Origin of the sequence: Bremerella cremea (assembly GCF_039541315.1) — a bacterium.
GTDB classification, from domain to species: domain Bacteria; phylum Planctomycetota; class Planctomycetia; order Pirellulales; family Pirellulaceae; genus Bremerella; species Bremerella cremea.
Window position 1 is genome coordinate 734,505 of the sequence record NZ_BAABFZ010000003.1, and the last position, 25,677, is coordinate 760,181.

At 56.5% G+C, this 25,677-nt stretch carries 18 protein-coding genes; 8 read left to right on the forward strand and 10 right to left on the reverse strand.

Annotated features, from left to right (window positions below; all coding sequences use genetic code 11):
• Positions 1–192: 192 nt before the first annotated feature.
• A complete protein-coding gene (locus ABD890_RS05195) occupies positions 193–2,709 on the reverse strand; it encodes a ComEC/Rec2 family competence protein (protein ID WP_345086560.1) in 2,517 nt (838 codons plus the stop codon).
• Positions 2,710–2,874: 165 nt separating this feature from the next.
• Between ABD890_RS05195 and ABD890_RS05200 the strand changes: the two genes are divergently transcribed.
• Positions 2,875–4,236, forward strand: a complete 1,362-nt coding sequence (locus ABD890_RS05200) for a sulfatase family protein (RefSeq protein WP_345086562.1) — start codon at positions 2,875–2,877, stop codon at positions 4,234–4,236.
• 15 nt (positions 4,237–4,251) lie between these two features.
• Here ABD890_RS05200 and ABD890_RS05205 read toward each other — a convergent pair whose 3' ends face one another.
• Positions 4,252–5,862: an FMN-binding glutamate synthase family protein gene (locus ABD890_RS05205; protein WP_345086564.1), complete on the reverse strand. Its 1,611-nt coding sequence runs from the start codon at positions 5,860–5,862 to the stop codon at positions 4,252–4,254.
• A 219-nt stretch (positions 5,863–6,081) separates the two neighbouring features.
• Here ABD890_RS05205 and ABD890_RS05210 point away from each other — a divergent pair, with 219 nt between their 5' ends.
• Positions 6,082–6,636, forward strand: a complete 555-nt coding sequence (locus ABD890_RS05210; RefSeq protein WP_345086566.1) for a hypothetical protein — start codon at positions 6,082–6,084, stop codon at positions 6,634–6,636.
• On the opposite strand, the gene pyk is transcribed toward ABD890_RS05210, so the two are convergent.
• Positions 6,633–8,093, reverse strand: a complete 1,461-nt coding sequence (gene pyk / locus ABD890_RS05215) for a pyruvate kinase (protein ID WP_345086568.1) — start codon at positions 8,091–8,093, stop codon at positions 6,633–6,635. The genes ABD890_RS05210 and pyk overlap by 4 nt on opposite strands.
• Positions 8,094–8,557: 464 nt before the next feature.
• Here pyk and ABD890_RS05220 point away from each other — a divergent pair, with 464 nt between their 5' ends.
• From ABD890_RS05220 to ABD890_RS05240, 5 genes are all read left to right on the forward strand, one after another.
• Positions 8,558–9,970, forward strand: coding sequence for a Gfo/Idh/MocA family protein (locus ABD890_RS05220; protein WP_345086570.1), 1,413 nt, complete (start codon positions 8,558–8,560; stop codon positions 9,968–9,970).
• 113 nt (positions 9,971–10,083) lie between these two features.
• Positions 10,084–10,893 (forward strand): SDR family NAD(P)-dependent oxidoreductase, encoded by an 810-nt coding sequence (locus tag ABD890_RS05225; protein WP_345086572.1) that lies wholly within the window; start codon positions 10,084–10,086, stop codon positions 10,891–10,893.
• A gap of 134 nt (positions 10,894–11,027) precedes the next feature.
• Positions 11,028–12,440 carry a sulfatase family protein gene (locus tag ABD890_RS05230; protein WP_345086574.1) on the forward strand — a complete coding sequence of 471 codons (1,413 nt, stop codon included), beginning with the start codon at positions 11,028–11,030 and terminating at the stop codon, positions 12,438–12,440.
• 37 nt (positions 12,441–12,477) lie between these two features.
• Positions 12,478–13,788: a xylose isomerase gene (gene xylA / locus ABD890_RS05235; RefSeq protein WP_345086576.1), complete on the forward strand. Its 1,311-nt coding sequence runs from the start codon at positions 12,478–12,480 to the stop codon at positions 13,786–13,788.
• 128 nt (positions 13,789–13,916) lie between these two features.
• Entirely contained in the window at positions 13,917–15,443 is a 1,527-nt protein-coding gene (locus ABD890_RS05240) for a PAS domain-containing sensor histidine kinase (RefSeq protein WP_345086578.1), read from the forward strand.
• A gap of 12 nt (positions 15,444–15,455) precedes the next feature.
• On the opposite strand, the gene ABD890_RS05245 is transcribed toward ABD890_RS05240, so the two are convergent.
• The 4 genes from ABD890_RS05245 to ABD890_RS05260 form a co-directional block, all read right to left on the reverse strand.
• Entirely contained in the window at positions 15,456–17,654 is a 2,199-nt protein-coding gene (locus ABD890_RS05245; protein ID WP_345086580.1) for a chemotaxis protein CheA, read from the reverse strand.
• 32 nt (positions 17,655–17,686) lie between these two features.
• Positions 17,687–18,157: a response regulator gene (locus ABD890_RS05250; RefSeq protein ID WP_345086582.1), complete on the reverse strand. Its 471-nt coding sequence runs from the start codon at positions 18,155–18,157 to the stop codon at positions 17,687–17,689.
• A gap of 140 nt (positions 18,158–18,297) precedes the next feature.
• Positions 18,298–18,918 (reverse strand): HAD family hydrolase, encoded by a 621-nt coding sequence (locus ABD890_RS05255; protein ID WP_345086584.1) that lies wholly within the window; start codon positions 18,916–18,918, stop codon positions 18,298–18,300.
• Between the two features lie 12 nt (positions 18,919–18,930).
• Complete coding sequence (locus ABD890_RS05260; RefSeq protein WP_345086586.1) at positions 18,931–19,566, reverse strand: 3-keto-disaccharide hydrolase; 636 nt, start codon at positions 19,564–19,566, stop codon at positions 18,931–18,933.
• A gap of 235 nt (positions 19,567–19,801) precedes the next feature.
• On the opposite strand from ABD890_RS05260, the gene ilvD reads away from it, so the two are divergent.
• Positions 19,802–21,481 (forward strand): dihydroxy-acid dehydratase, encoded by a 1,680-nt coding sequence (gene ilvD / locus ABD890_RS05265; RefSeq protein WP_345086587.1) that lies wholly within the window; start codon positions 19,802–19,804, stop codon positions 21,479–21,481.
• 71 nt (positions 21,482–21,552) lie between these two features.
• Here the strand turns inward: ilvD and ABD890_RS05270 are convergent, their stop codons facing one another.
• The 3 genes from ABD890_RS05270 to ABD890_RS05280 form a co-directional block, all read right to left on the reverse strand.
• Positions 21,553–23,907, reverse strand: a complete 2,355-nt coding sequence (locus ABD890_RS05270; protein WP_345086589.1) for a carboxylesterase family protein — start codon at positions 23,905–23,907, stop codon at positions 21,553–21,555.
• 216 nt (positions 23,908–24,123) lie between these two features.
• Positions 24,124–24,753: an HAD-IA family hydrolase gene (locus ABD890_RS05275; RefSeq protein WP_345086591.1), complete on the reverse strand. Its 630-nt coding sequence runs from the start codon at positions 24,751–24,753 to the stop codon at positions 24,124–24,126.
• A gap of 59 nt (positions 24,754–24,812) precedes the next feature.
• Entirely contained in the window at positions 24,813–25,403 is a 591-nt protein-coding gene (locus ABD890_RS05280; RefSeq protein WP_345086593.1) for a hypothetical protein, read from the reverse strand.
• Positions 25,404–25,677: the final 274 nt, after the last annotated feature.

Sequence of the window (25,677 nt, forward strand, 5' to 3'; positions counted from 1 at the left end):
AATAACGACAAGGACTTGTGAAACCAGCAGGTTTGTCGCGACTACCAAAACCGCGGCCACCCATGCATCAAACTCATCCTCAATGTCTTGATAAGTCCGTTAATTTAGCAGTGAAAGCAACTTTTGCAACGCCTAATAGCCCATCCGCCCCCAGAATGGCACCAGCTTTGCCGTCAAAATCGCCCACACCTCCTATTTCACCAAAATAAACGAGGCTTCTTGCCAAGGTGTGACCACGATCGGCCCACCATTGCCGGCCAATCGGACTTCAATCATTCCAGCTCCCGCCGTATTCAGCCAGCGGACTGACTCCATCGGGTCGGCAAGACCTTCCAAGTGCCGATCACCACTGCTGACGACGATGCACCGAGGCTGGCACCACTGATAAAACGCCTCGGGCTTGCTGTGCCGGCTCCCATGATGCGGGGCCATCACCACGTCGCAGGCAATCGGCCGTTCGAGAATTACCGCCTCGGTCCCGGGCGACTCGAGATCGCCAGGCAACAACACCCGCTTCTTCTGATATTCCAACAGCAACACCAGACTATTGGCGTTATCGCGTCCCAGCACCCCTTTGCGTGTCGGATGCAGCACGGTCACGTCAAGATCGGGATGCGTCGCCAATCGCTGGCCAGCCGAGAGTGTCTTGCGGGGGATTCCTCGAGCGTCGATTTCGTCGAGCAGCGTTTTCACGAGATCGCTGGGAATCTTATCCATTAAGTCCGAGCAGAAGACCGCCCCGACCGAGAATCGCTGCAGGATCAGCGGCAAGCCATTGAAATGATCGACGTCGTCGTGCGAGATCACGATGGCGTCGAGATGACTGATCCCTTTACTCCAGAGCACGGCCGACAGCGATTGGGCAGCCCTTTTGGGCGAGCCGAGTCTTCCGCAGTCGTACAGCAAGTTCTGTCCGCCTGGCAGTTCCACCAGAACACACGTTCCATGGCCAACACTGACGAACGTACACACCAGGTCGTCGCGGGCCACCGACTGGTTCGCCTGAAAGAGCGCCACGCCGAAGCCGACGGCGATCCAAACCCCGACGACACCCACTCCCCAGCGAAGCGGGATCTGCCGAGCCAGGATCGACCAGCCGCTGAAGATCACCAGGCCATAAAACCCAATCAGCCACCACCAGGCCGGCCCAGCCGACCAGATGGTAAGCGGGGCGTTGGCTTGGGTTGTTTCGACGATTGTCTGAATCACTGCCAAGGGCATGTCGACCAAGGCACCCATCCAATCGGTCGCCGGCGGCACGACAATCGACACGCCCACGAGTAACAACAGGCCGACCAGGGCTAACGTCATCGGCAGCATCAATAGCGGCGAAAGTACCACCGTCCACGGAGAAATCGCGTGGAAGTGATATACGACCAATGGCAACGTCACCAGCCAGACCACCAGGGAAACGAGGAACGCGTCGACCACGATCCTTCGAATCGTATGCCACCACTTCACCGGCCAGGGACGTGTTTGGGCAATCAGGGTTTTCAGCGGGTCGTACACTTTCCATTGCGACTGACAAGATGCGAGCCAAGCCAGAACCGCAACCGCGAGAAACGACAATTGTGTACCTACCTGAAAGATCTCGCTCGGATTAAGAGCCACGATGCCGATCCAGGCCATTGCCAGGCTGTTGCCGAACTGCGATTTCCGAAACAACATCTCTCCCAAACAGATCATCGCTACCAATCCCGATGCTCGCAGGATCGGCGGCCTGGCGTCGACCAGCAGGACATACGCGATAGTGAGCAGCAGCAACCCCGCCCCTGGCAGCCACGCCGGGCCGGGCAAGTATCGCAAGACTCCGTAGACAGCCATCGCCAAGATTCCGAGGTGCAATCCCGACAATGCCAACAGATGCACCGTGCCGGTCTGGCGAAACGCATCGTCCGTGTTGTCGTCGAGCCGTTCGCGTCGCCCGAGAAAGATGGTTTCCGCCAGGCCTTCATACTGCGGAGAAATCGAAGCAACCAGTTGATCGGCCACGTATCGCCGAGCAAGCTGCAGCGGCGAAAGTATTGAAAACGAAGGAGCCGTTCCAATGGGCTGGATGCACTCGACGAAGTTGCTTCGCAGAAAGATCCTCGATCGTTTTCCACGCGACCACCGTGCCAGATCGAACTCGCCAGGGTTCAGCGGTGGCTCGGCCATCGTCGCTTGGGCAAAGACAGCAACCGGTTGCCCTGGCTCAAAATCGCAGGTGGCACCAGTGACATACACTTCGGTCTCGCCAGAAACCTCGATCCACTGATCTCGATTGCGAATCTGCTCGAGCCGTAGCGGCAACTTCCATTGATCTGACTGCTGAAACTCGAACGCCGTCCGAGGCGGCTGGGCGGGAACGAAGCGAGGATAGTCGGTCACTACCCCGCGCAAGGCCACCGGCTGTTTCTCGGTGGAAAGAGTCAGGCTGAGTTCGCTCGTCCGGTAGAAGTTCCAGTGGACGTGATGCAGCACTCCGCCGAAGATCGCCACCGCGCCAAGCAGCACGCCACAAGCCCAGCTGTCGTGCCGTTTTCTCCATAAGATCGCCCAGGCCAACAACGTCAGGAAGAAGCCAACTCCCCAGGTCAACATTGGCAGATCGAAAGCCCAGTCCAGCAGCACACCCAAGGTCAACGCAGCGGCCAATAAGACCAGCGGCAGATAAATCGTCCGCGAGACCTCAGGCAGACTCGTTCGATTTGCGGCAGACTGAGACAACGAAACTCTCGAACGGTAGTCGATGGCGCAAGGGAAGACCAACCTGTCAGTATCGCAGCCGGAACGCTTCGGCTCAATTTTTTCGTGAACCGAAATAAAAACTTTGGTACCCTAGCCAGTTCAGCCCTGCTACTTCTTTTCCCCTCCCACCAAGACCAAACACCCATGCCCTACCGAATTGCCCTCTTGCTGCTTGCCGTTTTCGGCACCTTCGTTTCGTCGGCGACTTCGTTCGCGGTGGAGCGTCCGAACCTGATTTTCCTGCTGACCGATGATCAGCGTTTCGACGCCCTCGGCTGCATGGGCAATCCGGTCATCAAGACACCGAACATCGATCGTCTGGCCCAGGAAGGAGTTGTTTTCGATAACGCTTTCGCGACGACCGCCATCTGCGCGACCAGCCGAGCATCGTTCCTGACCGGTCAGTATGCCCGCCGGCATGGTGTGGTCGACTTCAAGACCGTTCTGACGCCGGAAGCATTTTCTGAGACCTTCCCTGCCCTGCTCCGCAAGGCGGGCTATCGAACGGCATTCATCGGCAAATGGGGCGTCGGCAATAACCTGCCGGCCGATCAATACGACTATTGGAAAGGGTTCGCCGGGCAAGGCAAGTACTTCGTCGACGGACAGCCCCATATGACCCGTAGGCTCGAGAATCAAACGCTCGAGTTCCTCGACACCTGCCAGCCGGATGAACCTTTCTGCCTGCAGGTCAGCTTCAAGGCGGCCCACTGCCAGGACGGGCCAGGCTGGCAGTTCCAGCATGCCCCGGAGTATGCCGATTACTACGCAGAAGATGGCATCACGCCTGCTTCAACCGCCAACGATGCTGGCTACCAGAAACTTCCTTCGCAACTGCAAGGTGGCGAATCACGCGTTCGCTGGGGACGTCGTTTCGATGGTGACGAAATGTATCAGAAGAACGTGAAGGACTATTACCGATTGCTCACCGGCGTCGATGATTTCGTCGGAGCGATGACCAAGAAGCTGGCCGAAAAGGAGCTCGCCGACAACACGGTGATCATCTATACGTCGGACCATGGCTTCTTTCTGGGTGAACATGGCCTGGCCGGTAAGTGGCTGATGTACGAACCGTCGATTCGCATTCCGATGATCATCTATGATCCGCGTCTGCCAAAAGCGGACCGAGGACAACGCTGTGACGATATCGTGCTGAGTATCGACGTCGCTCCAACCTTGTTGACCTTGGCCCATGTGCCGGTTCCATCATCGATGCAGGGCAGCAGCCTGACACCATTTCTGACCGGCCAACATCCGGCCGACTGGCGTACCGAATTCCTTTACGAGCATCTTTTCCCACACGCGACCATTCCGCAAAGCGAAGGGGTGCGATCGGAAGATTGGAAGTACATCTCGTACGAAAAGACCCAGCCCAAACTGGAGCAGCTTTTCGATCTGAAGAACGATCCTCAGGAAGAGAATAACTTGATCGACGATCCAAAGTTCGCCAAGCAGCGAGACGCAATGCGAGCTCGGCTCGATCAAATGCGAACCGAACTGCAGTAGCGACTCGGCTTTCGCCTAGTTCATTGAGATCAAGTCCGACCCCAGCGAGGTCTGCTTGATGCTCTTGGCATCCATCAGCGGACCTCGTTCTTTGTAAGGGGTCTGCATGATGGTTCGGATCACCTGCTGGTCGGCTGGCGACGGAAGTCCCCAGTCGGCTCGCTGATCGAACACTTCGGTTGCCGGCTTCGAGGGCGAACCGACATTCAGCAGCTCGAAGTGATCGAGCGTCACCAAGGCAGGATGCCACACGCCGCACGAGTGACTCAGACGCATCAAATCTTTTCGCAGCGTCGCGATATAGTTTGCCGCCCGAACCCCCTTCGAGGTCGGATCGAGCCCGCGCATCAGCCAGGCATTTTGAGTCGCAACCCCTGCCGGGCAATGACCGGTGTGGCAGCGTTGGGCCTGGATGCAGCCGATCGACAGCATCGCTTCGCGAGCCACGCTGATCATGTCGCAGCCGAGGGCCAGGGCAAACAACGAGTTCTCAGGGAAGCCAAGCTTTCCGGAACCGTTGAACACCACGTGATGGTGCACGCCGGCATCGATGAATTCGTGATAGACTCGGGCAAAGCCAATCTTGAATGGCAACGCCACGTGATCCGCGAAGACGAGCGGCGCCGCCCCGGTCCCTCCTTCGCCACCATCGACTGTCACGAAGTCGACACCACGGGCCGTGTTCGCCATTTGCAGTGCCAGTTCCGTCCAGAATCGCGTTTCCCCCACCGCCGACTTGATACCGACCGGTAAACCGGTAGCGTCTGCAATGCGTTCCACAAAGTCGAGCATGCTGTCGACGTCGTGAAACTCTTGATGCCCGCTCGGGCTGGCACAATCCTTGCCCATCGGAATGCCACGAATCGCGGCGATCTCTTTGGTGATCTTGCTGGCCGGCAGAAGACCACCGACACCTGGCTTGGCTCCCTGGCTCAACTTGATTTCGATCGCTCGAATCGGATAGGCAGCGCAAATGTCTTTCAGCTTGGATAGCTCGAACCGACCATGGGCATCGCGGCAACCGAAGTAAGCCGTCCCCAGTTGCAGCATCAAGTCGCCGCCTGCCAAGTGATAGGGACTGACGCCCCCTTCCCCGGTGTTTTGCAGGCAACCAGCAAGGGCCGCACCGCGATTCAATGCTTCGACCGCGCGACCGCTCAGCGAGCCGTAGCTCATCCCGGAGATGTTGATCAAACTGGTCGGTCGAAATGCATGCCGCCGCTGACGATAGCCGCCCAGGATCTTGGCGCACGGCAGCTGGAATTCGGAGTCGTACAGCGGATCGGTCGGGTTGGGCGTATTCACTGGAAAGGCCGAATGCTTCACGATCAAGTGATTCGAGGCCAGTTCCAGATCGTTATCGGTTCCGAAGCCGAAGTAGTTGTTCTCTCGCTTCGACGAGGCATACACCCAGCGGCGCTGAGCTCGGCTGAAGGGGCGTTCTTCGTTATCGCTGGTGACGATGTATTGCCGCAGTTCTGGCCCTATCGCCTCTAGCCAGTATCGGAAGTGCCCCACGATCGGAAAATTCCGCAGGATCGCGTGCTTTCGCTGCGTCAGGTCGTAGATCACCATCCAGACTAACCCCAGGCCCACGACCAGCAAAGTTCCCGTTAACCACGTCATCTCGAACGATCCTTCCACCGATTCCAAAAACACTAAAGGCATACATCGAAATCTTATGCCAACTCTAAGACTGAAGATGCCCACATTAAGAGGCATTTTGCGGATACCCGATAGCTGTTTGCACAGTTTACTTGGACGGAACCTTTGGCGTCGAGAAGGCAACCTCGATACGATAATAAGCAGTTGCGATACTTCCCCCGACTTCCTTGAGAAAACCGCATGTCAGGCGATTCTCACGAGCATTTCGAGTTCCGGCTTACCTTCTCGTTGTGGGCCTTAGCAATTGTGATCGCCATGTGGGGAATCGTATTCGCCATCTTGCGGCTGCTGGGCCCTTTTGCCGCGACGATGACCTGCTTGTTTCTGCTGATCTCGTTGGTCCATTTGGGCGCCTCGTACTTGAGCCGGCGGATGGGCTTAGAAAAGAAGCGCTTACCTCGGCCTCCGGTCCCACCACCATCGGATGAAACAAAACCGAAAGGGAAGCCACGCTGGAAAGCGCCGAACCTCGCCGAGAGAACGCGAGTATCGCTGTGGCAGATGGGCTTAACCGGACAATCGATTGCCCTGGGAGCCGTGGCCGGGGGAATTGGTAGCAGTTGGGTCCCGGCCCATCAATTCAATTACGGCGTGCTTGCCGTTTGCATGCTCAGCGGAGCAGCCCTGAGTGGAATGGGCTGCTTCGTCACGACAAATCTTGTCGAGCATTTGTGGCGTTCGATGCACTCGGCCTGGCAAGGCGAGTTCACCAAGGCCACCGACCAGGCAACCTAGTCCTGCGGCTTTTCGACGCGGTGAACCACGACGATGTATTCCGCCGACTGCATGATGCCACCGCCGGTGACAAACACGACGCGGTCCCCTTCTTCCAGGTAACCGTTCGAGATGCCCCACTGGTCGATGAAGCGGCGAAGCTGAATGCCGTTATGAACCGGAGCGTTCGAGATCGGCGTCACGCCCCAGTACAAGCACATCCGTCGCAGGGCCGCATCGGAGTCGCTCACGCTGATCGTGGGAATCGCATCGCGAAGCTTGGCCTTGGTCAGGGCGGTTCCACCGGTACGTGTCGCGGTCACCACCAACTTGGCTTCCAAATGCTCGGCTGTGATGGTGGCACCAGACACAACAGCTTGCGTCACAGGATGCACCTGGGCCACACGGTTGTCGATTCGGTTCGAGCGACCACGTTCCTGCATCCACATCTTTTCAGTGGCGAGCATGATGCGGTTCATCATCTTCACCACGGCGACTGGATGCACGCCCACGGCCGTTTCGCCGGAAAGCATACACGCATCGGCACCGTCGAGGATCGCGTTGGCAACGTCGGTTGCTTCGGCCCGCGTCGGACGATTCGAGGTCGTCATGCTGTCGAGCATCTGCGTGGCGACGATCACCGGTCGACCGATTCGCGAGCAGGTCGTCACGATCAACTTCTGAGCGGCAGCAACTTCGGCAACGTCGATTTCGACACCCAAGTCACCACGGGCAACCATCACACCATTCGATTCGCGAACGATGTCTTCGAGGTTGTCGAGAGCTTCACGCTTTTCGATCTTGGCGATGATGAACGCACGTGATTCGTGCTGCATCAGCAGATCTCGCAGATGGCGCAGATCGTCGGCCGAACGAACGAAGCTGAGACTGACATAGTCCAGGTCGTTTTCGGCGGCCCATTTCACATGTTCGATATCTTGCGGCGTCAAAGCTTCGACGCTCAGCTTGGTGCCCGGCAGGTTGATCCCCTGACGGCTACGGATGGGACCGGCCTGGACCACTTTGCACACGGCGGTGTCTTCGGTCTTTTCCAGCACCGTCATCATCACGGTACCGTCGGCCAGCATCACGTCGTTGCCAACTTCCAACTCGTCGACCAGCGGCTTGTAGTTACAAGTCAGCTTGTTTGGTTCGTGGCATTCGTCACCACGGACGAAGGTGAAGATTTCGTCCTCGTGGCAATGAATGATGTCGTCCTTCAGCACGCCCAAACGAATCTTCGGGCCCGAAAGGTCGGCCAAAGCGGCGATCGGCCGATCGACCTTGGCGCTGATCTCGCGGATGGAACGCACGACTTCCGAGTGATCTTTCAGATCGCCGTGTGCCAGGTTCACGCGAAACACGTCGACACCGGCCATGACCAGCTCTTCCAGCATTTCCGGCGAGCGACATGCCGGACCAACAGTGGCCACGATTTTCGTGCGAGCACGGTTCGGGAATATTCGAGCGGCGGACATAGTTCGTAGCCAAGGGTTAAAACAACTGGTCGGAAAAAGGTAACACGCATAAATCTAGCCCATCACTTAGCACATGACGATGGGGTTTTGAGAATCCTTAACTACATGGAATCCCCAATCAGCGTGGATTTTTCTCACTTTGGCGAATGTTCCATGAAGTTTGCCGCCCCCAATTGGGCTTTAACGGCAACTGCAGCAACCTTGTAGTTTCTTTACGGTGCTTCATTTAGCTAAACCCTCTGGGGAGTCCCCTGCCCCATTCATGACGATGTCATCAATTTTTCGAAATAGAAGCTTCCTCGGGGCACGAATGACCACTATAAAGATCCCTGCACCATAAACCTCCCCTTAATCTGATCTCAATTTCCCTTCGTTTCTTTTCGCGGAAAGCCGAGATCAACTCACCGCCGGCTCCCCTTACGGCTCAATCTGTTTCATCTACTTGAGGTCTGGAGAATTCTGCCATGAGCCAACGCTTCACCGAGCGCCGATCCTTCCTGAAAACAACCGCTGCCGCAGCAGCCGTCGGAGCGGTTCCTTATTTTGTCACTGGGAGCAATGTTCGTGCGGACGAGCAGAAGGCGACCGAATCCAACGATCGTCCCCTGGTCGGTTGCATCGGAACCGGCAGTCGCTGGAATTCCGTGGGGCCCAACGCGATGCACCTGGGCGATGTGGTCGCCGTGTGCGATGTCGACGCCAACCATGCCGCTGCGGCGCATAAGAAAGTGACCGACATTCAGTCGAAGAAAGGAGTCGAGCGGAAGGTCGATATCTATGAGGACTATCAGAAGATCCTCGAACGCAACGACATCGAGATCGTCACGATCGTGACCACCGACCATTGGCACTCGAAGATCGCCATCGAAGCGATGAAGGCTGGCAAAGATGTCTACTGCGAAAAGCCTTTGACGCTGACGATCGACGAAGGCAAGAAGATCTGCCAGGTCGCCAAAGAGACCGGGCGAGTCTTCCAGGTCGGTACCCAGCAGCGAAGCGAGATGGGGCTGCGTTTCCTTCAGGCTGTCGCCCTGGTTCGCAGTGGCCGCATCGGGGATGTGCAGAACGTTGCCGTCGCGATTGGTGGAGCTCCGACGAGTGGTACAATCCCGGTCGCCGACATTCCGAACGGTTTGAACTGGGAAAAATGGCTCGGCCAGGCCCCGATGGTCGACTATCGCTGGCGGCTGGATGGCAAGTTCGCCAAGACACGTTGCCACTATGAGTTCCGCTGGTGGTACGAATACTCCGGCGGCAAGCTGACCGACTGGGGTGCCCATCATGTCGATATCGCCCAGTGGGCCATCGGCCAGAGTGGTGAAGGGATGGGAGCAACTTCCATCGAGCCAATCTACGCCAAGCATCCAGTCGAACTGAAAGATGGCATGCCAGTCCAAGACGACCAGTACAACTGCGCGACCGAATTCCATGTCAAAGCGACGTTCGACAACGGCGTGGTCATGGATATCAAGAATTCGCACCAGCAAGAGCTCGGCTTCGACAACGGCATTATGTTTACCGGGACCGAAGGCCGTTTTCTGGTCAATCGCGGCAAGCTGGTTGGTGCCCCGATCGATGCCTTGAAGGACAATCCGCTGCCCGAAAATGCGATCGCCGAGATTTATGGCGGTAAGGATCCAGCGGCCAACAATGCCCACATGACGAACTTCTTCGAGTGTGTGAAAACGCGGAGTCTGCCAATTTCCGATGTTTATACGCATCACCGAGCCCTGACGACATGCCACCTGTCGAACATCGCGATTCGCTTGAATCGCTCGCTCAAGTGGGACCCCAAGAGCCAGCAGATCGTAGGGGACGACCAGGCCAACGCCATGCAATCGCGAGAAGCTCGCAAAGGATACGAGGTCACCGTATAATCTGAACTCCCATCATGCCTTTCCCTTCCCCTGGTTCGATTTGATCGGATCAGGGGTTTTTACTTGTTCAAGGGAACGCTTCGCGACTTCAGATAAGACATAGAACGACAACGGTGACGTACTGGCAGGAAAAAGTGGCCGTCGTGACCGGAGCCTCGCAAGGCTTCGGCAAAGTGCTGGCCGCTCGACTTATCCAAAATGGCTGTCATGTTGTGATGGTGGCTCGTGATCCCGAGAAACTGGAGCGAGCAGCAGCCGAAATCGATCCCGAAGGTAAGCTCTCGACGGCGATCCCGACCGATGTGACGAACGACGACTCGGTCGTTGCGTTGTTTGAAGAAGTGCGTCGTCAGCTAGGTCGGCTGGATGCCTTGTTCAACATCGCCGGCATGAGCTCACGGGGAATGGTCTGCGAGACATCCATCGACGACTTTCTGATGTCGTTCGATTTGAATGTTCTCTCGACGGTGCGCTGCGTTCAGGCGGCTCGGCCTTTGCTGGAACAATCGCGCGGGCACATCGTGAACATGGGCTCGCTCGCGTCGAAGAGTGCCTCGAAGTTTATCGGCCCCTACGCGACTTCCAAATTTGCTCTGGCAGGGCTCAATCATCAGCTTCGCCTCGAACTGGGCGAGAGCGGCGTGCATGTCATGCTCGTCTGCCCAGGGCCCATTACCCGCGAAGATGCCGGGCAGCGTTACGCCGAACAAACCGACGGGCTCCCCGATTCCGCGCGGAAACCAGGCGCCGGGGTGAAGGTGAAATCGATCGATCCGGCCACGCTCGCGGATACGATTCTTAAGGGCTGTGAAAAACGTCAGACCGAAATCGTCTGGCCCGGCAAGGCGAGGCTTCTGTTTGCCATCGCACAACTATCCGGAGCCTGGGGAGACTGGGTTTTACGGCGTTTCACCTCGTCGTGATACGGCCAGTCTGGTGTTGCAAAATTTCTCAGATCCCTGAGAGTTCCGTTAGTTGAATCACGGCTGGGTAGCCCTTATGATGACGATCACCTACCCTCCTTCCAACGCTGATCTCTCATCCCCTGAAAAGCCCCATGCACACCACCTCTCGCAAACATTGGTGCCGGTTGACGCTGCTCGCAGTGATAACCCTTTGCTACGTTGCTCCCCTGCACGCTGCCGACGAAAGCACGGCTGATAAGCCTAACTTCGTAGTCATCTTCTGCGATGATCTGGGATATGGCGACCTGGGCTGCTTCGGTAATCCGACGATCCGTACGAAGTACCTCGACCAGATGGCTTCCGAGGGAATGAAGTTCACGCAGTTCTATGTGGGTGCTTCCGTTTGCACGCCGAGCCGCGCGGCCCTGATGACTGGACGTCTCCCTTGCCGCTCAGGCATGTGCAGCGACAAGCGTCGCGTGCTGTTTCCCGACTCGAAAGGTGGACTGCCCGCCGAAGAAATCACGCTGGCCGAAGCCCTCAAGCCAGGCGGCTATGCGACGGCCTGCATCGGCAAATGGCACCTGGGGCATCACAAACAGTTCCTGCCAACCAACAACGGTTTCGACTATTACTTCGGCATTCCTTACTCCAACGATATGGACCGCCTGGCAAGTGCCCCGAAGGGACGCGAGTCGTTCTGGGAACCGAAGAGCGAGTACTTCAACGTGCCGCTGATGCGAAACGAAGAGATCATCGAACGTCCGGCCGAACAAACCACGATCACGCGGCGTTACACCGAAGAGACACTCAAGTTCATCGACGAGCATCAGGACGAACCATTCTTCGTCTACCTGGCGCACTCGATGCCACATATCCCGCTGTTTCGTTCGCCTGAATTCACGGGCGTCAGTCGCCGTGGCTACTATGGCGACGTGATCGAAGAGATCGACTGGAGCGTTGGCCAGGTGCTGCAAAAGCTTCGCGATACGGGCCTCGACGAGAAGACGCTCGTTGTGTTCTGCAGCGATAATGGCCCTTGGTTGATCTTCAATGACCATGGTGGTTCGGCCGGCCCACTGCGCGATGGGAAGGGAAGCACCTGGGATGGCGGAATGCGAGAGCCGACGATTTTCTGGTGGCCGAAAACGATCCCTTCGGCTGAAGTGGCTGCCGACGTCGGAAGCACGATGGACCTGATGGCCACGTTCACTTCGCTGGCCGGGTTGCCCCTGCCGGAAGGCCGAAAACTTGACAGCTACGACCTGACGCCGGTGCTGAAACAAACCGGGAAGAGTAACCGCAATGCTTTATTCTATTATCGCGGTTACGATTTGATGGCGGTTCGCCATGGTCCGTGGAAGCTTCACTTGAAGACGCAGACCGGTTATGGCGGTGCCAAACGCGAAGTGCACAACCCGCCACTGCTGTTCAATCTGGAAGAAGATCCTGGCGAATCTCGCAATCTCGCCAAGCAAAACCCTGCCGTGATCGAATCGATCCAGAAAGTGATTGAAGCCCACCAGAAGGAAATGGTGTTCGCTGATTCGCAACTGGAACTGTAACGACCCAATATTCACACCCCCATTTTTGGAAAGAATCATGACTGCGTTCCCTGAAGTAGGAAAGATCGAATACGAAGGCCCCGACTCACGCAATCCGCTGGCGTTCCGCTGGTACAACCCGGATGAAGTGATCGAAGGTAAGACGATGAAGGACCACTTCCGCTTCAGCGTCGTCTATTGGCACACCTTCCGCGGGACCGGTTCCGATCCATTCGGTCCCGGCACGGCCATCCGTCCTTGGGACGATGGCAGCGACACCGTCGAAAACGCGGTCAAGCGCGTGAAGGTCGCTTTCGAGTTCATCGAAAAGCTGGGGGCTCCTTACTACGCGTTCCACGATCGCGACGTCGCTCCGGAAGGCTCGAACCTGAAGGAAACCTACAAGAACTTCGACACCGTCGTCGCTGCCTTGCAGGAAGAACAGGAACGCACCGGCATCAAGCTGCTGTGGGGCACGGCCAACATGTTCAGCCACCCACGCTTCATGCATGGTGCCGCCACGAGCTGCAACGCCGATACCTTTGCCTACGCCGCTTGCAGTGTCAAAAAGGCCTTGGAAGTGACCAAGCAGTTGGGTGGCGAGAACTACGTGTTCTGGGGCGGTCGAGAAGGTTACCAGAACCTGCTGAACACCGACCTGAAGCGTGAGCTGGATCACCTGGCGAACTTCTTCCACATGGCGGTCGACTACGCCAAGGAAATTGGCTTCACCGGTCAGTTCCTGATCGAACCTAAGCCGAAAGAGCCTACCAAGCATCAATACGATTTCGATACCGCCAACTGCCTGGCATTTTTGAAGTCGTACGACTTGGACAAGCATTTCAAGATGAACCTCGAGACCAACCACGCAACACTGGCGGGTCACACCATGCAGCACGAGCTCGAATACGCAGGTGCCAACGGCATCCTCGGTTCGATCGACGCCAACACGGGCGACCTGCTGTTGGGCTGGGATACCGACCAATTCCCAACCAACTATTACCTGACGACCGAATGCATGCTGTCGATCTTGAAGTACGGCGGTCTCGGCTCAGGTGGCGTGAACTTCGACGCGAAGGTTCGCCGCGAAAGCTTCGAGCCGATCGACCTGTTCTATGCCCACATCGGTGGGATGGATGCGTTCGCCAAGGGGCTGAAAGTAGCCGCTGCGATCCGCGCTGATGGCAAGCTCGAGTCGTTCGTCCGAGAACGTTACCAGAGCTGGGACGAAGGTGTGGGTGCCGACATCGAAGCTGGCAAGCACAACTTCAAGACGCTGGAAGCGTACATGCTCGAGAAGGGTGAAGTCAGCCCGAACAAGAGTGGTCGCCAGGAATTGCTGGAACACATCTTCAACATGTACCTGTAAAGCCCGTTTCGAGCGAGCAACAGGCTCGCCTGAATCGCAGGAACGACTAGAATGGATTGTCGACAGTAATGTTGGCAATCCATTTTTTATTGCCATGCCTCGACTCTTCCGCAGGAGGGACCTCGGACGTGACGCTTGACGATAACCAATCTTGCTATCGCGGGGACACCGCGGAAACCCTCGCCTGGCGTGTCGCTGATCTCGAACAAGAGAATGCCCGTCTCCGCCAAGAGAACGCCCAACTGCATGCGATCCTCAAGTCGGTTCCGGTCCACATTTTCACACTGTCGAAAGAGTATCAGATCACCTATCTGAATCACTTTCGCGACGACTGCACCGATCACCCGGTCGGGATGCATGTGCGAGACTTCGTCTCGGATGCGGAAGCGCCGCTGCTTGAAGCCGCGATCGACAAGACCTACCAAGAGCAAAAAGAACAAATTGTCTGCGTCCGTAGCGAAACCACCGGTCGTATCGAACAGGTCCGCTATGCTCCGCTGAAAAACGGCATCGATCCCCACGACTCAATCGTGGTCGGCGTCACGCTCGATGTGACCGAAGAGCGGGACGAAGTTAACGAACTGCTTAAACGCAAAACGGAAGTCGAAGCCGCTTTGCTGGAAAGTGACGAACGATTCCGGATCATGGTAGAGTCGACCCCGATTCCCGTGGTGATCTCGGATCTGGAAACTGGCGGCGTGCTATACGGTAACCGCGGCCTGGCTCAAATCTTTGGTACGCCGTACGAAACCCTGCAGGAACAATTCACCAGTAACTTCTACGCGAACCCGGCGCAGCGCAAAGCCTTGCTTGAACGCGTTGCCAGTAGTCAGCCGATTCGCGGCATGACCATGAAGCTGAAAGATGGCACCGGCAAATCGGTGTGGGCCGCGGTCTATCTGGATCGGATTGTTTATGCCGGCCAGCCTGCCCTGCTGGGCTTTTTCCTCGACGTGAGTGCCCGTAAACAGCGAGAAGAAGAGATCCTGCGAGATCGTCGTGCCCTACGACGGCTGCTAGACACCAACGAGCGTGACCGCCGCCTGATTGCCTACGAAATCCACGACGGTGTCGTGCAAGACATGACTGGGGCACTTATGTTCCTGCAGACGGGGCTCAGCTTTGTATCGGACGAAGTGGACGGTCGTCACGAACTGAGTCGCGGGACGACATTGCTTTCCAATGCGATCGGCGAGATTCGTCGTCTCCTCAATGGCTTGCGACCTTTGAGCCTGGAAGAAGGTGGTGTGGTCGCCGCGATTAACGACCTGGTCACCCGAATGCTGGACGAAGATTTCCAGATCGACTTCCAGCACGAAATCTTCTTTCGCCGCATCGCGCCTTCGCTTGAAATGGCCATCTATCGCACCGTCCAGGAAGGGGTCAACAACGCACGGCGTCATAGCGGCACCAACGCGGCGTCGGTCGATATTCAGCAAAGCGAGAAAACGATCCATATCAAGATTGAAGATGATGGATGCGGCTTCGATATCCAAAAGATCGATCCCCGACGTTGTGGCTTGTCAGGGATTCACGAACGGGCCACGTTGCTCGGTGGTCAGGCAGACATCGCCAGTTCGCCCGGCAAGGGAACAACGATTGAAGTCGTGCTCCCTCTGGGTGATTACCTGGAATCAGACGACAAACTCGCCTGATTCCGGGTTGCTCTAAACAGTCAACGTTGGTGCCATGCCTTTGACTAACTCTGGCACGCTGACCACGAGCGACAAACGTCCCCCTCCCAGTTGAGCGACGCCACCAATACGGTTGCAGTTTTCGATGATGTTCTGCAAATCGTTCACCACGACTTTGCGTTTGCCAAGCACGCTGTCGACCAGCAGGCAGGCAGCCCCTTGCTTGCTGGCGACCAGCACGGCATGGTGCTTCAACTTGTCGGTCCACGTTAAGTTACTGGCGAGTTCCATCTGTTCTGCCAGCGACATCACCGAGACCGTTTTGCCCCGCACCACGGTCATTGGCAATCCGTGACAGGTCTTGATGTCCTTGCTATCCAGTTCCATCACTTCGCGGATGTTCTCGAATGGCAGGACAAACTGTTCGTTGTCGGCTGCGACCAGCAAACCTTCGATCACAAGCACGGCCTGACGGATCGGAATCTCGATGGTGAATGTCGTACCTTGGCCAACCACCGATTCGACATGCACGTCGCCGTCGTGATCGCGAATCGTCGTTCGGACCACGTCCATCCCGACACCACGACCCGACACATCGGTGATCTGTTCGGCCGTCGAGAAGCCCGGGTGAAAGATCAGGTCGATCACATCGCCATCAGACATGGCCTGTAATTGTTCAGGGGGCATCAACTGCTTGTCGATGGCTTTCTGGCGAATCCGTGTCGGATCGATACCGCGGCCATCGTCACGAATTGTCAGCACGACATGAGTGCGAGTCGTTTCGGCACGTATCCACAGGTTGCCGGTTTCCGCGACACCTCGAGCCAAACGATCTTGTGGCGTTTCGATCGCATGATCGGCCACGTTACGGATCATGTGGGTCAGCGGCGAGTCGAGATCTTCGATCAACGACTTGTCGACTTCGACTTCTTCCCCTTCGATATGCACGTCGATCGACTTGCCTAAGTCGATGGCCAGCTTACGAGCCATCGGCGGGAACTTCGACAGCAAGGCACGGATCGGCACCTTGCGCAGGGCCACGACACTCTTCTGTAGCTCGTTGGCCTGGGTCGAAAAAGTCACGTTGATCTGACGAAGTTCTTCGACCAGTTCTCCAACCGCTTCCGAGGCAGCCATCCGACTTTGAACGTCTTTCAAACGTTCGCAGGTAATGAACAGCGCCGAAACGTCGTCGAGGAATCGGTCGAGATGGTTTTCATTCACGCGAATCGAACGCGATCGTTTCGCATGATTGGCAACCGGGTTGGATTGTGCTTCCGAGGCGGGAGCAGCGACCGTCATCGCAGCCGCTTCCGTGGCAGCCTTCGGTTCCAAAACTTCCGGAGGCAGGTTGAAGCTTTGAATCACGCTGGCAACCTGATCCCAGATCACCGAAAGCAACCCTTGGTCGACACCGATCGGGCTTTCGTAAAGGACCTTGAAGTCCTTCAGCGCAGCTTCAATCTTTTCGTGGCCACCACCTTCTCCCTTAAGGCGACAAACCATGACCATGTCGGCCAGGCGATCGAGAACGAACGTCGACTGCTCGTCGGTCCACTTCGAATCGGACGGCCAGATGAATACTTCTGCCACACTATGAATCATCGACGAAACATCTTCGCCGTCGACCAGGAATGTCGCTGCCAACACTTCTTCTGGTGTTGGAACTGGAACATCTTCTGCTTGTTTTGTTTCTCCCGAGCTTCCGACAAGGCCCGAAATTTTGTCGGCCCAACGCAGCGATTCCGGAAACCCAGCGGCACTCATTTCGAGGGCGAGTTCTTGCAGTTCGCGGAGCAGCGCGTATTCATCACCAGAGGCTCCATTCGCCTCGACCGAAAGCTCTGAGATCCGTTCCAGCAGAGAAATTTCTTCTGGGGACAGCGTGTCTTCGTACCGGTTTTCCTCGACGCGTTGCAACAGTGAGTTCAGTCGATCGAAGGCATCAATCAGCGCACGAGTCAGGTCTTCGGTTAGCGAAAGCTTCTGATTGCGAACATCGTCGAGCGTATTTTCGACCGCGTGGGCGAATCGTTTGATCGCCGATAGACCAAAGAAGCCAGCGTTACCCTTAATCGAGTGGACGGTTCGAAAGACGCCATTGATTGCATCCGCATTGCTGGGACTCTTCAAATAAGCTGTGATTTGATCCGCCAATCCATGAATCGAATGTAGCGATTCATCGATGAAGGCTAACAGCAGTTCGTCGTTGGCTTCCGTGTTACTGGTCATATGCCTGTGACTTCATAGAGGTCGTTGAACGCTTAGACGGTGATACTACTCTTCGCTTCACCCAGTTCGTGCTGACGACGGTTCTTCAACTCGTGGAGGCATTGCCACCAGCGTGCTGCTTTAAGGAAGACCGCGTCCAGCGCTTCGTATAGTGGCGTGAAGTCGTTCATCGGTTTGAAGAAGCACGCTTCGGCTCCACCGCGAAGAGACTCCAGTACCGTCATCTGCGAAACCAGGCCGGTCAGCATGATGACTTGAATGCCACCATCGTACGCCTTGATTTCCTGTAGCAAGTCCAAGCCGTTGATGCGTGGCATGTCGATGTCGAGGATGCACACACGGCAGTTGGAATTGAGAAGTTGTTTGAGGGCCTGGTCAGGCCGATCGAGCGACGTCACTTCGTACCCGCGCTGCGTCAATCGATGATTCGCAAGCTTCAGGAACGTCGAGTCGTCGTCGACGTGAAGAATGAGTTTTTCGTTCGTTGGCGATATCGATCCCATTTTTACGGTGCCCCAAATAAGATCCTGGAGTTGCCATAACAATCTGGGCAAAGTTAGGTCGGTATCAGAGGTAGGCAACCCGGCGGTGGCACCGTAGACGGAGACAAATCGGGGGGTGACCGTAGAATCGTTACCACCTTCTACAGGTGGACGCCCCGGACATGCAACTCGGCGCGCAATTGAGCCGCATCTTGGAACAAGATGGCGTCATAACCGGCAGAAACGGCACCCTCGACGTTTTCGCTGCGGTCATCCACAAAAAAGACGTTTTTAGGGTCTGCTTCGCACAGTTGTGCGGCTTTTTCGTAAATTGCCGACTCCGGTTTGGCACATCCCAGCCGAAAGCTGAGTGCATGAACCGAGAACAGTTCGTCGAGGAACGAGTAAGGGCGATCGAGGCAATACTGCCAGTGCGCATCGCAGGTATTCGACAAGATCCCCATGCGATGCCCAGCCTCGTTCAATCGTTGGGCAATCTCGATCACTTCAGGCATCGGCTGAAAGATCGCCGAGGCCGCATAGACAACATCTTCGATCGACGGCTCGATTTCGTACCGCTCGCAGAGCCACTGATGAAACTGTGGGGTATCGATCTCGCCACGTTCGTACTTCCATTGCTGCCCCGACACGAAGACGTCGCGTTGGATAACGTCTTCGGTGGTCACCAACAACTCTGCCAGTTGTCGGCAGGCGATCCCATGGTCGAAGTCGAGCAGGACTTTGCCGAGATCGAAATAGAAGAACTCTGGAGGGGAACTCATTTCCGCAACGATTTAGAGCTTCTTAAGACGGATGTTGCGATACCAGGCTTCACACTTCGGCCCAGAATGAATCTGCAGTCCGATGATGCCCGACTGCGGGATGTTGTCGTCCGCTTCGTGGTAATCGACCGTCTTCAGACTACCGACCCAGATCTGGATATGCTTGCCTTGGGCCCGGATTTTCAGGGGAATAAACTCTTTGCCCGAGATTTCTTTCCGTAGCTTTTCGTGGTCCCCTTCCGCCAGGAATGTGCGACGACGCGATTCGTCGTACAGAGATCCCCAGATCGGTTTATCGCCCTGCCAGCCCATGTCGCACTGGTAACCGATCACTTCGTGATGGTCTGGAATCCGCTTGCTGCGGAACTGGATTCCGGCGTTCTTTCCATCGCCCACGAGCTTCGCTTCCAGCGTCAATTCAAAGTCCGCAAACTCTTGCTCGGTACATAGGAACTCATTGCGGGGGATATCTTGATCAAGGCGTCCGGCAACGACCGAGTCTTTCTCGATACGGAACCAATCGAGGTTTCCTTCCCAGCCAGCGAAGGAAGTCTTGTCGAAAAGCAAATCGTCGTTCTGGGCCGAAACAATCGACGGTACTCCGACCGCCAAAAGGCAGCCGAGTAGCAGGAGGGGCGTAATTCTCATGTTCGCGGTGGGCTCCCAGGCAGGGTCGCTACGGAAGAGTTTGGAAAGGTTGGCTCTCTAACCATTTTACCTCAAGCAAGTCCCCCGAGTCAGATCAGAAATGCCGGTATTTAAGTGGTTAAGGCAGTTTTCCCGCAATTCAGGCCGATCCTGGCGAGATTTCCCTTGTCTGGCTAGAATATCGGGTTCCTTACGTCCTAACCCCGCCCCTAAGTAAGCAGCAGGAAACTTTCGCGTGTCCCAGCCCCTGAATAAGTACAGCTCGCGTGTGACCCAACCCAAAAGCCAAGGTGCATCCCAGGCCATGTTGTATGGAACGGGGCTCACCGACGCCGACATGCAAAAGGCCCAAGTTGGTATCTGCAGCGTCTGGTACGAAGGTAATACCTGCAACATGCACCTCAACAAGCTGGGCGAAGAGGTCAAGCAGGGCGTGGTTGGGGCCGACATGGTCGGCATGCGATTCAATACCATCGGCGTGAGCGATGGTATCTCGATGGGTACCGACGGGATGAGCTTCTCGCTGCAGTCCCGCGACCTGATCGCCGACTCGATCGAAACGATCATGGGTGGTCAGTGGTACGACGCCCTGGTCGCGATCCCAGGCTGCGATAAGAACATGCCTGGCTGTTTGATCGCCATGGGTCGTTTGAATCGTCCGGCTCTGATGGTTTACGGCGGGACCATCAAGCCAGGCTTCCGCAACGGCGAGAAGCTGGACGTCGTTTCGGCATTCCAGTGCTATGGTCAGTTCCTGGCCGGCACCATCACCGAAGACGAACGTAAGGAAATCGTTCGCAAGTCGTGCCCAGGTGCCGGTGCTTGCGGCGGTATGTACACGGCCAACACCATGGCTTCGGCGATCGAAGCGTTGGGCATGTCCCTCCCCTTCTCCGCCAGCATCCCAGCCGAAGACGAAGGCAAGATCGACGAATGCCACCGCGCTGGTGCCGCCATTCGCAACCTGCTGGAAAAAGATATCAAGCCACGCGACATCATGACCCGCGAAGCGTTCGAGAACGCGATGGTGGTCGTCATGGCATTGGGAGGTTCGACCAACGCCGTGCTGCACTTGATCGCCATGGCTCGTAGCGTCGACATCGACCTCGGCCTGGCCGACTGGCAAGCGGTCAGCGATCGCGTTCCAATGCTGGCCGACTTCAAGCCAAGCGGTAAGTACGTGCAAGAAGACCTGCACAAGATCGGCGGCACGCCAGCCGTAATGAAGTACCTGCTGCAGGAAGGTCTGATGAACGGCGACTGCTTGACGGTCACCGGCAAGACACTGGCCGAAAACTGTGCTGAGGTTCCTGGCTTCCCAGAAGGCCAAGACATCGTTCGTCCGCTGTCGAACCCAATCAAGAAGACGGGTCACTTGCAGATGCTGTTTGGTTCGCTCGCACCGGAAGGTGCCGTGGCGAAGATCACCGGTAAGGAAGGCTTGCAGTTCAGCGGCCCAGCCAAGGTGTTCGACTCGGAAGAAGACATGCTGCACGCCCTGGAAGACAAGAAGATCGTCAAGGGTGACGTCGTCGTGATTCGCTACGAAGGTCCGAAGGGTGGCCCTGGCATGCCAGAAATGCTGACCCCGACTTCGGCGATCATGGGTGCCGGTCTCGGTTCCGACGTCGCCTTGTTGACCGACGGTCGCTTCTCAGGCGGTTCGCACGGCTTCATCGTGGGTCACGTCACTCCAGAAGCCCAGGTCGGTGGCCCGATCGCGTTGGCGAAGGATGGCGACATCATCACCATCGACGCAGAGAAGCGTTCGATCGACCTGGAAGTCTCGGAAGAAGAACTCGCCAAACGTAAGGAAGCCTGGGTGGCTCCACCTTACAAGGTGACGCGAGGCACGCTCTACAAGTACATCAAGAACGTGAAGAGTGCCTCGGAAGGCTGCGTGACCGACGAATAAGGTCCCGCCAAGAAACAGCGAAGCGAGCATCCACGCAGTGTGTGGGTGCTCGCTTTTTTATGCGCGAGGAACTAGCGTTCGCTCGTATCGACCTTCGCCCAGAAGGGATGAATCCGATCGGCTCGCGTGCGGGCATCTTCCAACATCACTTCGGTCGACGGAACAACGTTGCCGCCATAGTTCCGCCCGCCGTAAGTTACCGTCATCCGCTCGTCGAAGTTCACCAGATCCGGCGTCAGATAGATAATCGCCTTCCCGGTTCCGCTGGTGACCAGGACACCATTCGTCGCGAGTACCTTGCCGGCAATCTTGACTGGCGATTTCTTCGGTTCTGGATAGTTTGCCGGCAGCACGAGGCTTCGCTCGGGGAAGTCACTTACCTCCAGCCAGAAGAAGAAGTTATCCCAAGGACGCATCGAGACTACCTCGAATTCCTTCGGGAAGAATTGCCGCTTGTGGAGCGACATCCACTCGAAGATATCAGGGATCTCGTCCTGAAAATGCTCGTGCCCGCGACCACGATATTCGACAATCATCGTGTCGAAATTAGTCTTCGTCAGGTAACGATCGAAGTCACGCGAGTTGATCTCGCGTTTGCTACCATCCAGTTCGCCGCAGACGAAATACATCGGCACATCGCGGGCATTCTCCCAATAGCGTGCCACGTACTTGTCGGCCTGGGCAACGATCGGAATCACCCCAGCCCACAGGTCAGGATGGGCTAAACCAATGTCCCAAGCGGCGTCGCCACCCATCGAGTGCCCGGTCAGGTAAACGCGATCGGTATCGACCGAAAAGTGCCGCAGTGCATGTCGCAAACTGAACAGCACCGAGGCATGTTCGTAGGCGGAATAGTTGTATTCAAACTGATGCTCTTCGGCCCACATCGGAGCAATCACGATGTAGCCGTTTCGAGCGGCCTGACCGGTTCGGATCTTGGCCTTCTCGCTATGCGTTCCAGCCCACCAATCGATTTGCTGTTCGGCGGTCGTACCAGCACCATGCAGCGTGACGATCGTTGGATACTTGCGATATGGATCGTAGCCTTGCGGAAGCTGCACGTAGTAGAAGAAGTCTGACCGTCCCGGCACGCCAGGGACACGCATCAGGTAATAGCCGGCGATCTCGGAAGCGGTTTCCGGAGCGGCATTGCCCAGCGGCGGCTTCATGTTCAATAGAATCTTGGCGACGTAGGCCGGAGCACCACCTTCCATCCCCTTCAGCTTGTCGAGGATCGCTTGGCGATTGACGCCAGGATTATTCGTGATGTACTCGCTAACCAGGTCGCGGGCTTCATACACGCTTAAAGCGACCGCCAGGTTCTCGGTCGAATCGTTCGCTCCCAAAATCCAGCCACTGATCGCCAGCGAGAGCTTCTCGCCCACTTTCAATTTCTGATCGTCCGACAATCGCTGGTAAGGTCCGAGGCGCTCCATGTTGTTGATGTTCAGTTCTGCTTCGATCTCGGCAACCGCCTTCTCGACCATTGGCTTGAGCGTCGGATCTTCAAACGCTGCCAGGTGATCCTTCAACAGCGTGAACATCTTGTCTCGACGTTCGTACGCGGTCTGATACTCGGTCAGCATCTGCTTGACCCGCAGGAGCGTCGAACTGGCGACCTTATCTTCAGGGAACTTGTTCAGCATACCATAGGCAAGATTGTGCTGCCCTGTCTCTTTTCGCAGTTCCACTTCGTCGATCAGTGTCGTGGCACTCAACTGATACAGTTCATCAAGCTGCTTGCCGAACTGAGCTTTCAAATCCGCGAAGTCGTTCATCAATGCGCTGAGTTCCGCCGCCGCATCGCGATACCGTTCCGCTTGCAGATAAAGTCGCACGATCTGCAGACGCTGCGAAGCGTTGCTTGGATCGATTCGGCGCATCAAAATCGCGCTGAGCTTTTCGCGCGGGATGTTACTGGTGCGGATTCGCATGTCCCAGACGTAAGGATCATCGGCCATCAGGCCTTCGACGCGCGTCCACTGTGGGGTGATTTCAGTGATGCCCTGGATCACATCGATTTGCCCGCGGGCCGTCTGCATGGAATAGATGCGTCGACCGAACTCGTCCCAGGGAGTGATGCGGATTCCTTCCCCGACCGCGTGAACCGTTCGCCCTGAACTTGCCACACGCTGGTCGATCTTGACCCGTTCGACGGGCGTTGATGCGGCCTCTTGCACGTCTTGCACCTGGTAGGTCGAGACGAACGTGCGTTTCAAATCGTTATCGACGAAGACGATCAACTGGTTGTCGACCGCGCCGGCGGTGGGTGTCTTCAGCGGATCGTCGCTCATGCTGGCGATCTTGCCGACCGAGCCTTCCAGCCGCATGCCGTTTTTCAGTTCCACGATCGTAGCCATGGCAACCACCGGAAGGCAGAGCCAAACCACGCCGAGCGTCAGAAGTGAGCCGATCTGTCGTTTCATAAAATCGCAGAGGAGGGGTAAATGATCGAAGCGAATCCATAGCTATATAACGTAGATCACACGTCGAGGGTTCCCAAACGAACCCCCAGTGTTGCCTCTTCCATTATTCAGGAACCTGCCAGAGGGGCAATAAAATCGTTACAGATTGAACGAAACGCCCCTCGAATGACCTAAGAAGAAGGGGGAGGAGCTGCCGATCGCTGGATCGATCCGCGATTAGAACTCTGCGATCAGCGGTAGAAGCTTGGCCATCTGATCGAAGCACTGCACCACTTCGGACGACTCGTACTTGCCGATTGGGTCGTATCGCAACACAGGGATGCCAGCCGCTACACCGGCCGCGACGCCGACGTCGCTGTCTTCGACCACCACGCACTGCTGCGGGGCGAAGCCCATTGCCTGACTGGCATGCAAAAAGATCTTGGGATCTGGCTTCCAGGCTCCGACCGTATAGCAACTGAACATCCGTTCGCCGAAGTAGTCACTCAGGCCACCGATCCGCAGCGCCAAGGCGATCTTCTCTGGCGGAGCGTTCGAGGCGACACAACTCGGGAGCGTCAATTGATCGAGCATCTCGCGAACGCCTGGCATCGGGCGGAGCCCTTCTTCCAGACGGACAGCCGCCAACTCGCGGTAATCGTGCTCGAAGCTTTCCGGAAGCTTTCGTTTCAAACGCTGTTCAATATCGGCCAGAATGTTCGCCATCCGCCAACCGCGGTAACGTTCCGAGATCGAATCGAGCGTGTCGTCGAGATCAGGAAACAATTCCAGCAAGACCTGGGAACCGACGGTCTCGCTATCGACCAGCGTACCGTCCAAGTCAAAGATGACACATTGAACAGGCATGAAATCGAGAACCTTCCGGCGAGCGACAGTGCCTGAAGCACGCAGAGAAACGCAGTGTGTTAAACGCGACGTGGCGAGCAGGCAGCCAGGCGTTTCGAGGCCAAACGTGGATGAGCGGCCGAGATGCGGACCGGATGACGATCGTTGAGCTGCGTATCGGCCATCGTGTCACCCAGCAGGAAGCAGATTTGCTCACCTGTCGTGGCGGTGACGACATCCATCATGCCTTGCGGCGAACGTACCAGATGCTGCTTTTCGCAGGTCAGGCTGAAATAGGCCAGCAAATCCTGACGATCGGACAGGTAGGTGATCTGGTAAGGATGATCGAGCGAACCGTCTCCTGTTTCCAGCAGACCTTCGAGCATCGTTTCGCACAGGAAACGCTCGAGCTCGGCATCGTCGGGGCAGCCCATCTGCTGGGCGGCGATCGATGCATACAGATGTGCCGAAGGAGACCCAACCCAGGCAAACGGCATCAACTCGGTCAGGTCGAACATCTGTTCGTACCTTCCTCCCTGGCAGAGGTCTGCCAGTTGATCGACAAAGCCACCTGCCGCACAAAAGTCGGCTTCCGATTGCACTTCCTCTTGAAGTTTGAGGAAGCCCTCTCGGCTAGGTGCTTCGAGAAATGCCTGGTAGTGATCGATCATTCAAAGCCTTCAGAACGTGTTCGCCAGGGAGCAAATTCGCAAGCGATCTTTCGTTGCCAACGATTTGCTTTTGCGACTTGCGTGACGTGCAAGCATGTCACTCTTCTTTAGACTAACGACGGCGTTTTAAAAACGCAATAACTTACGCGTTGTTTGTCGTCTCATTTTTGTGTTGAACATTGATCGTTCGACGACCACAACATCGCACGTCGTTCGTGCAATACGAACCATAGCTCTTCCACGAGCGAAGGCAACTAACTAGTCGCGCGCGCCA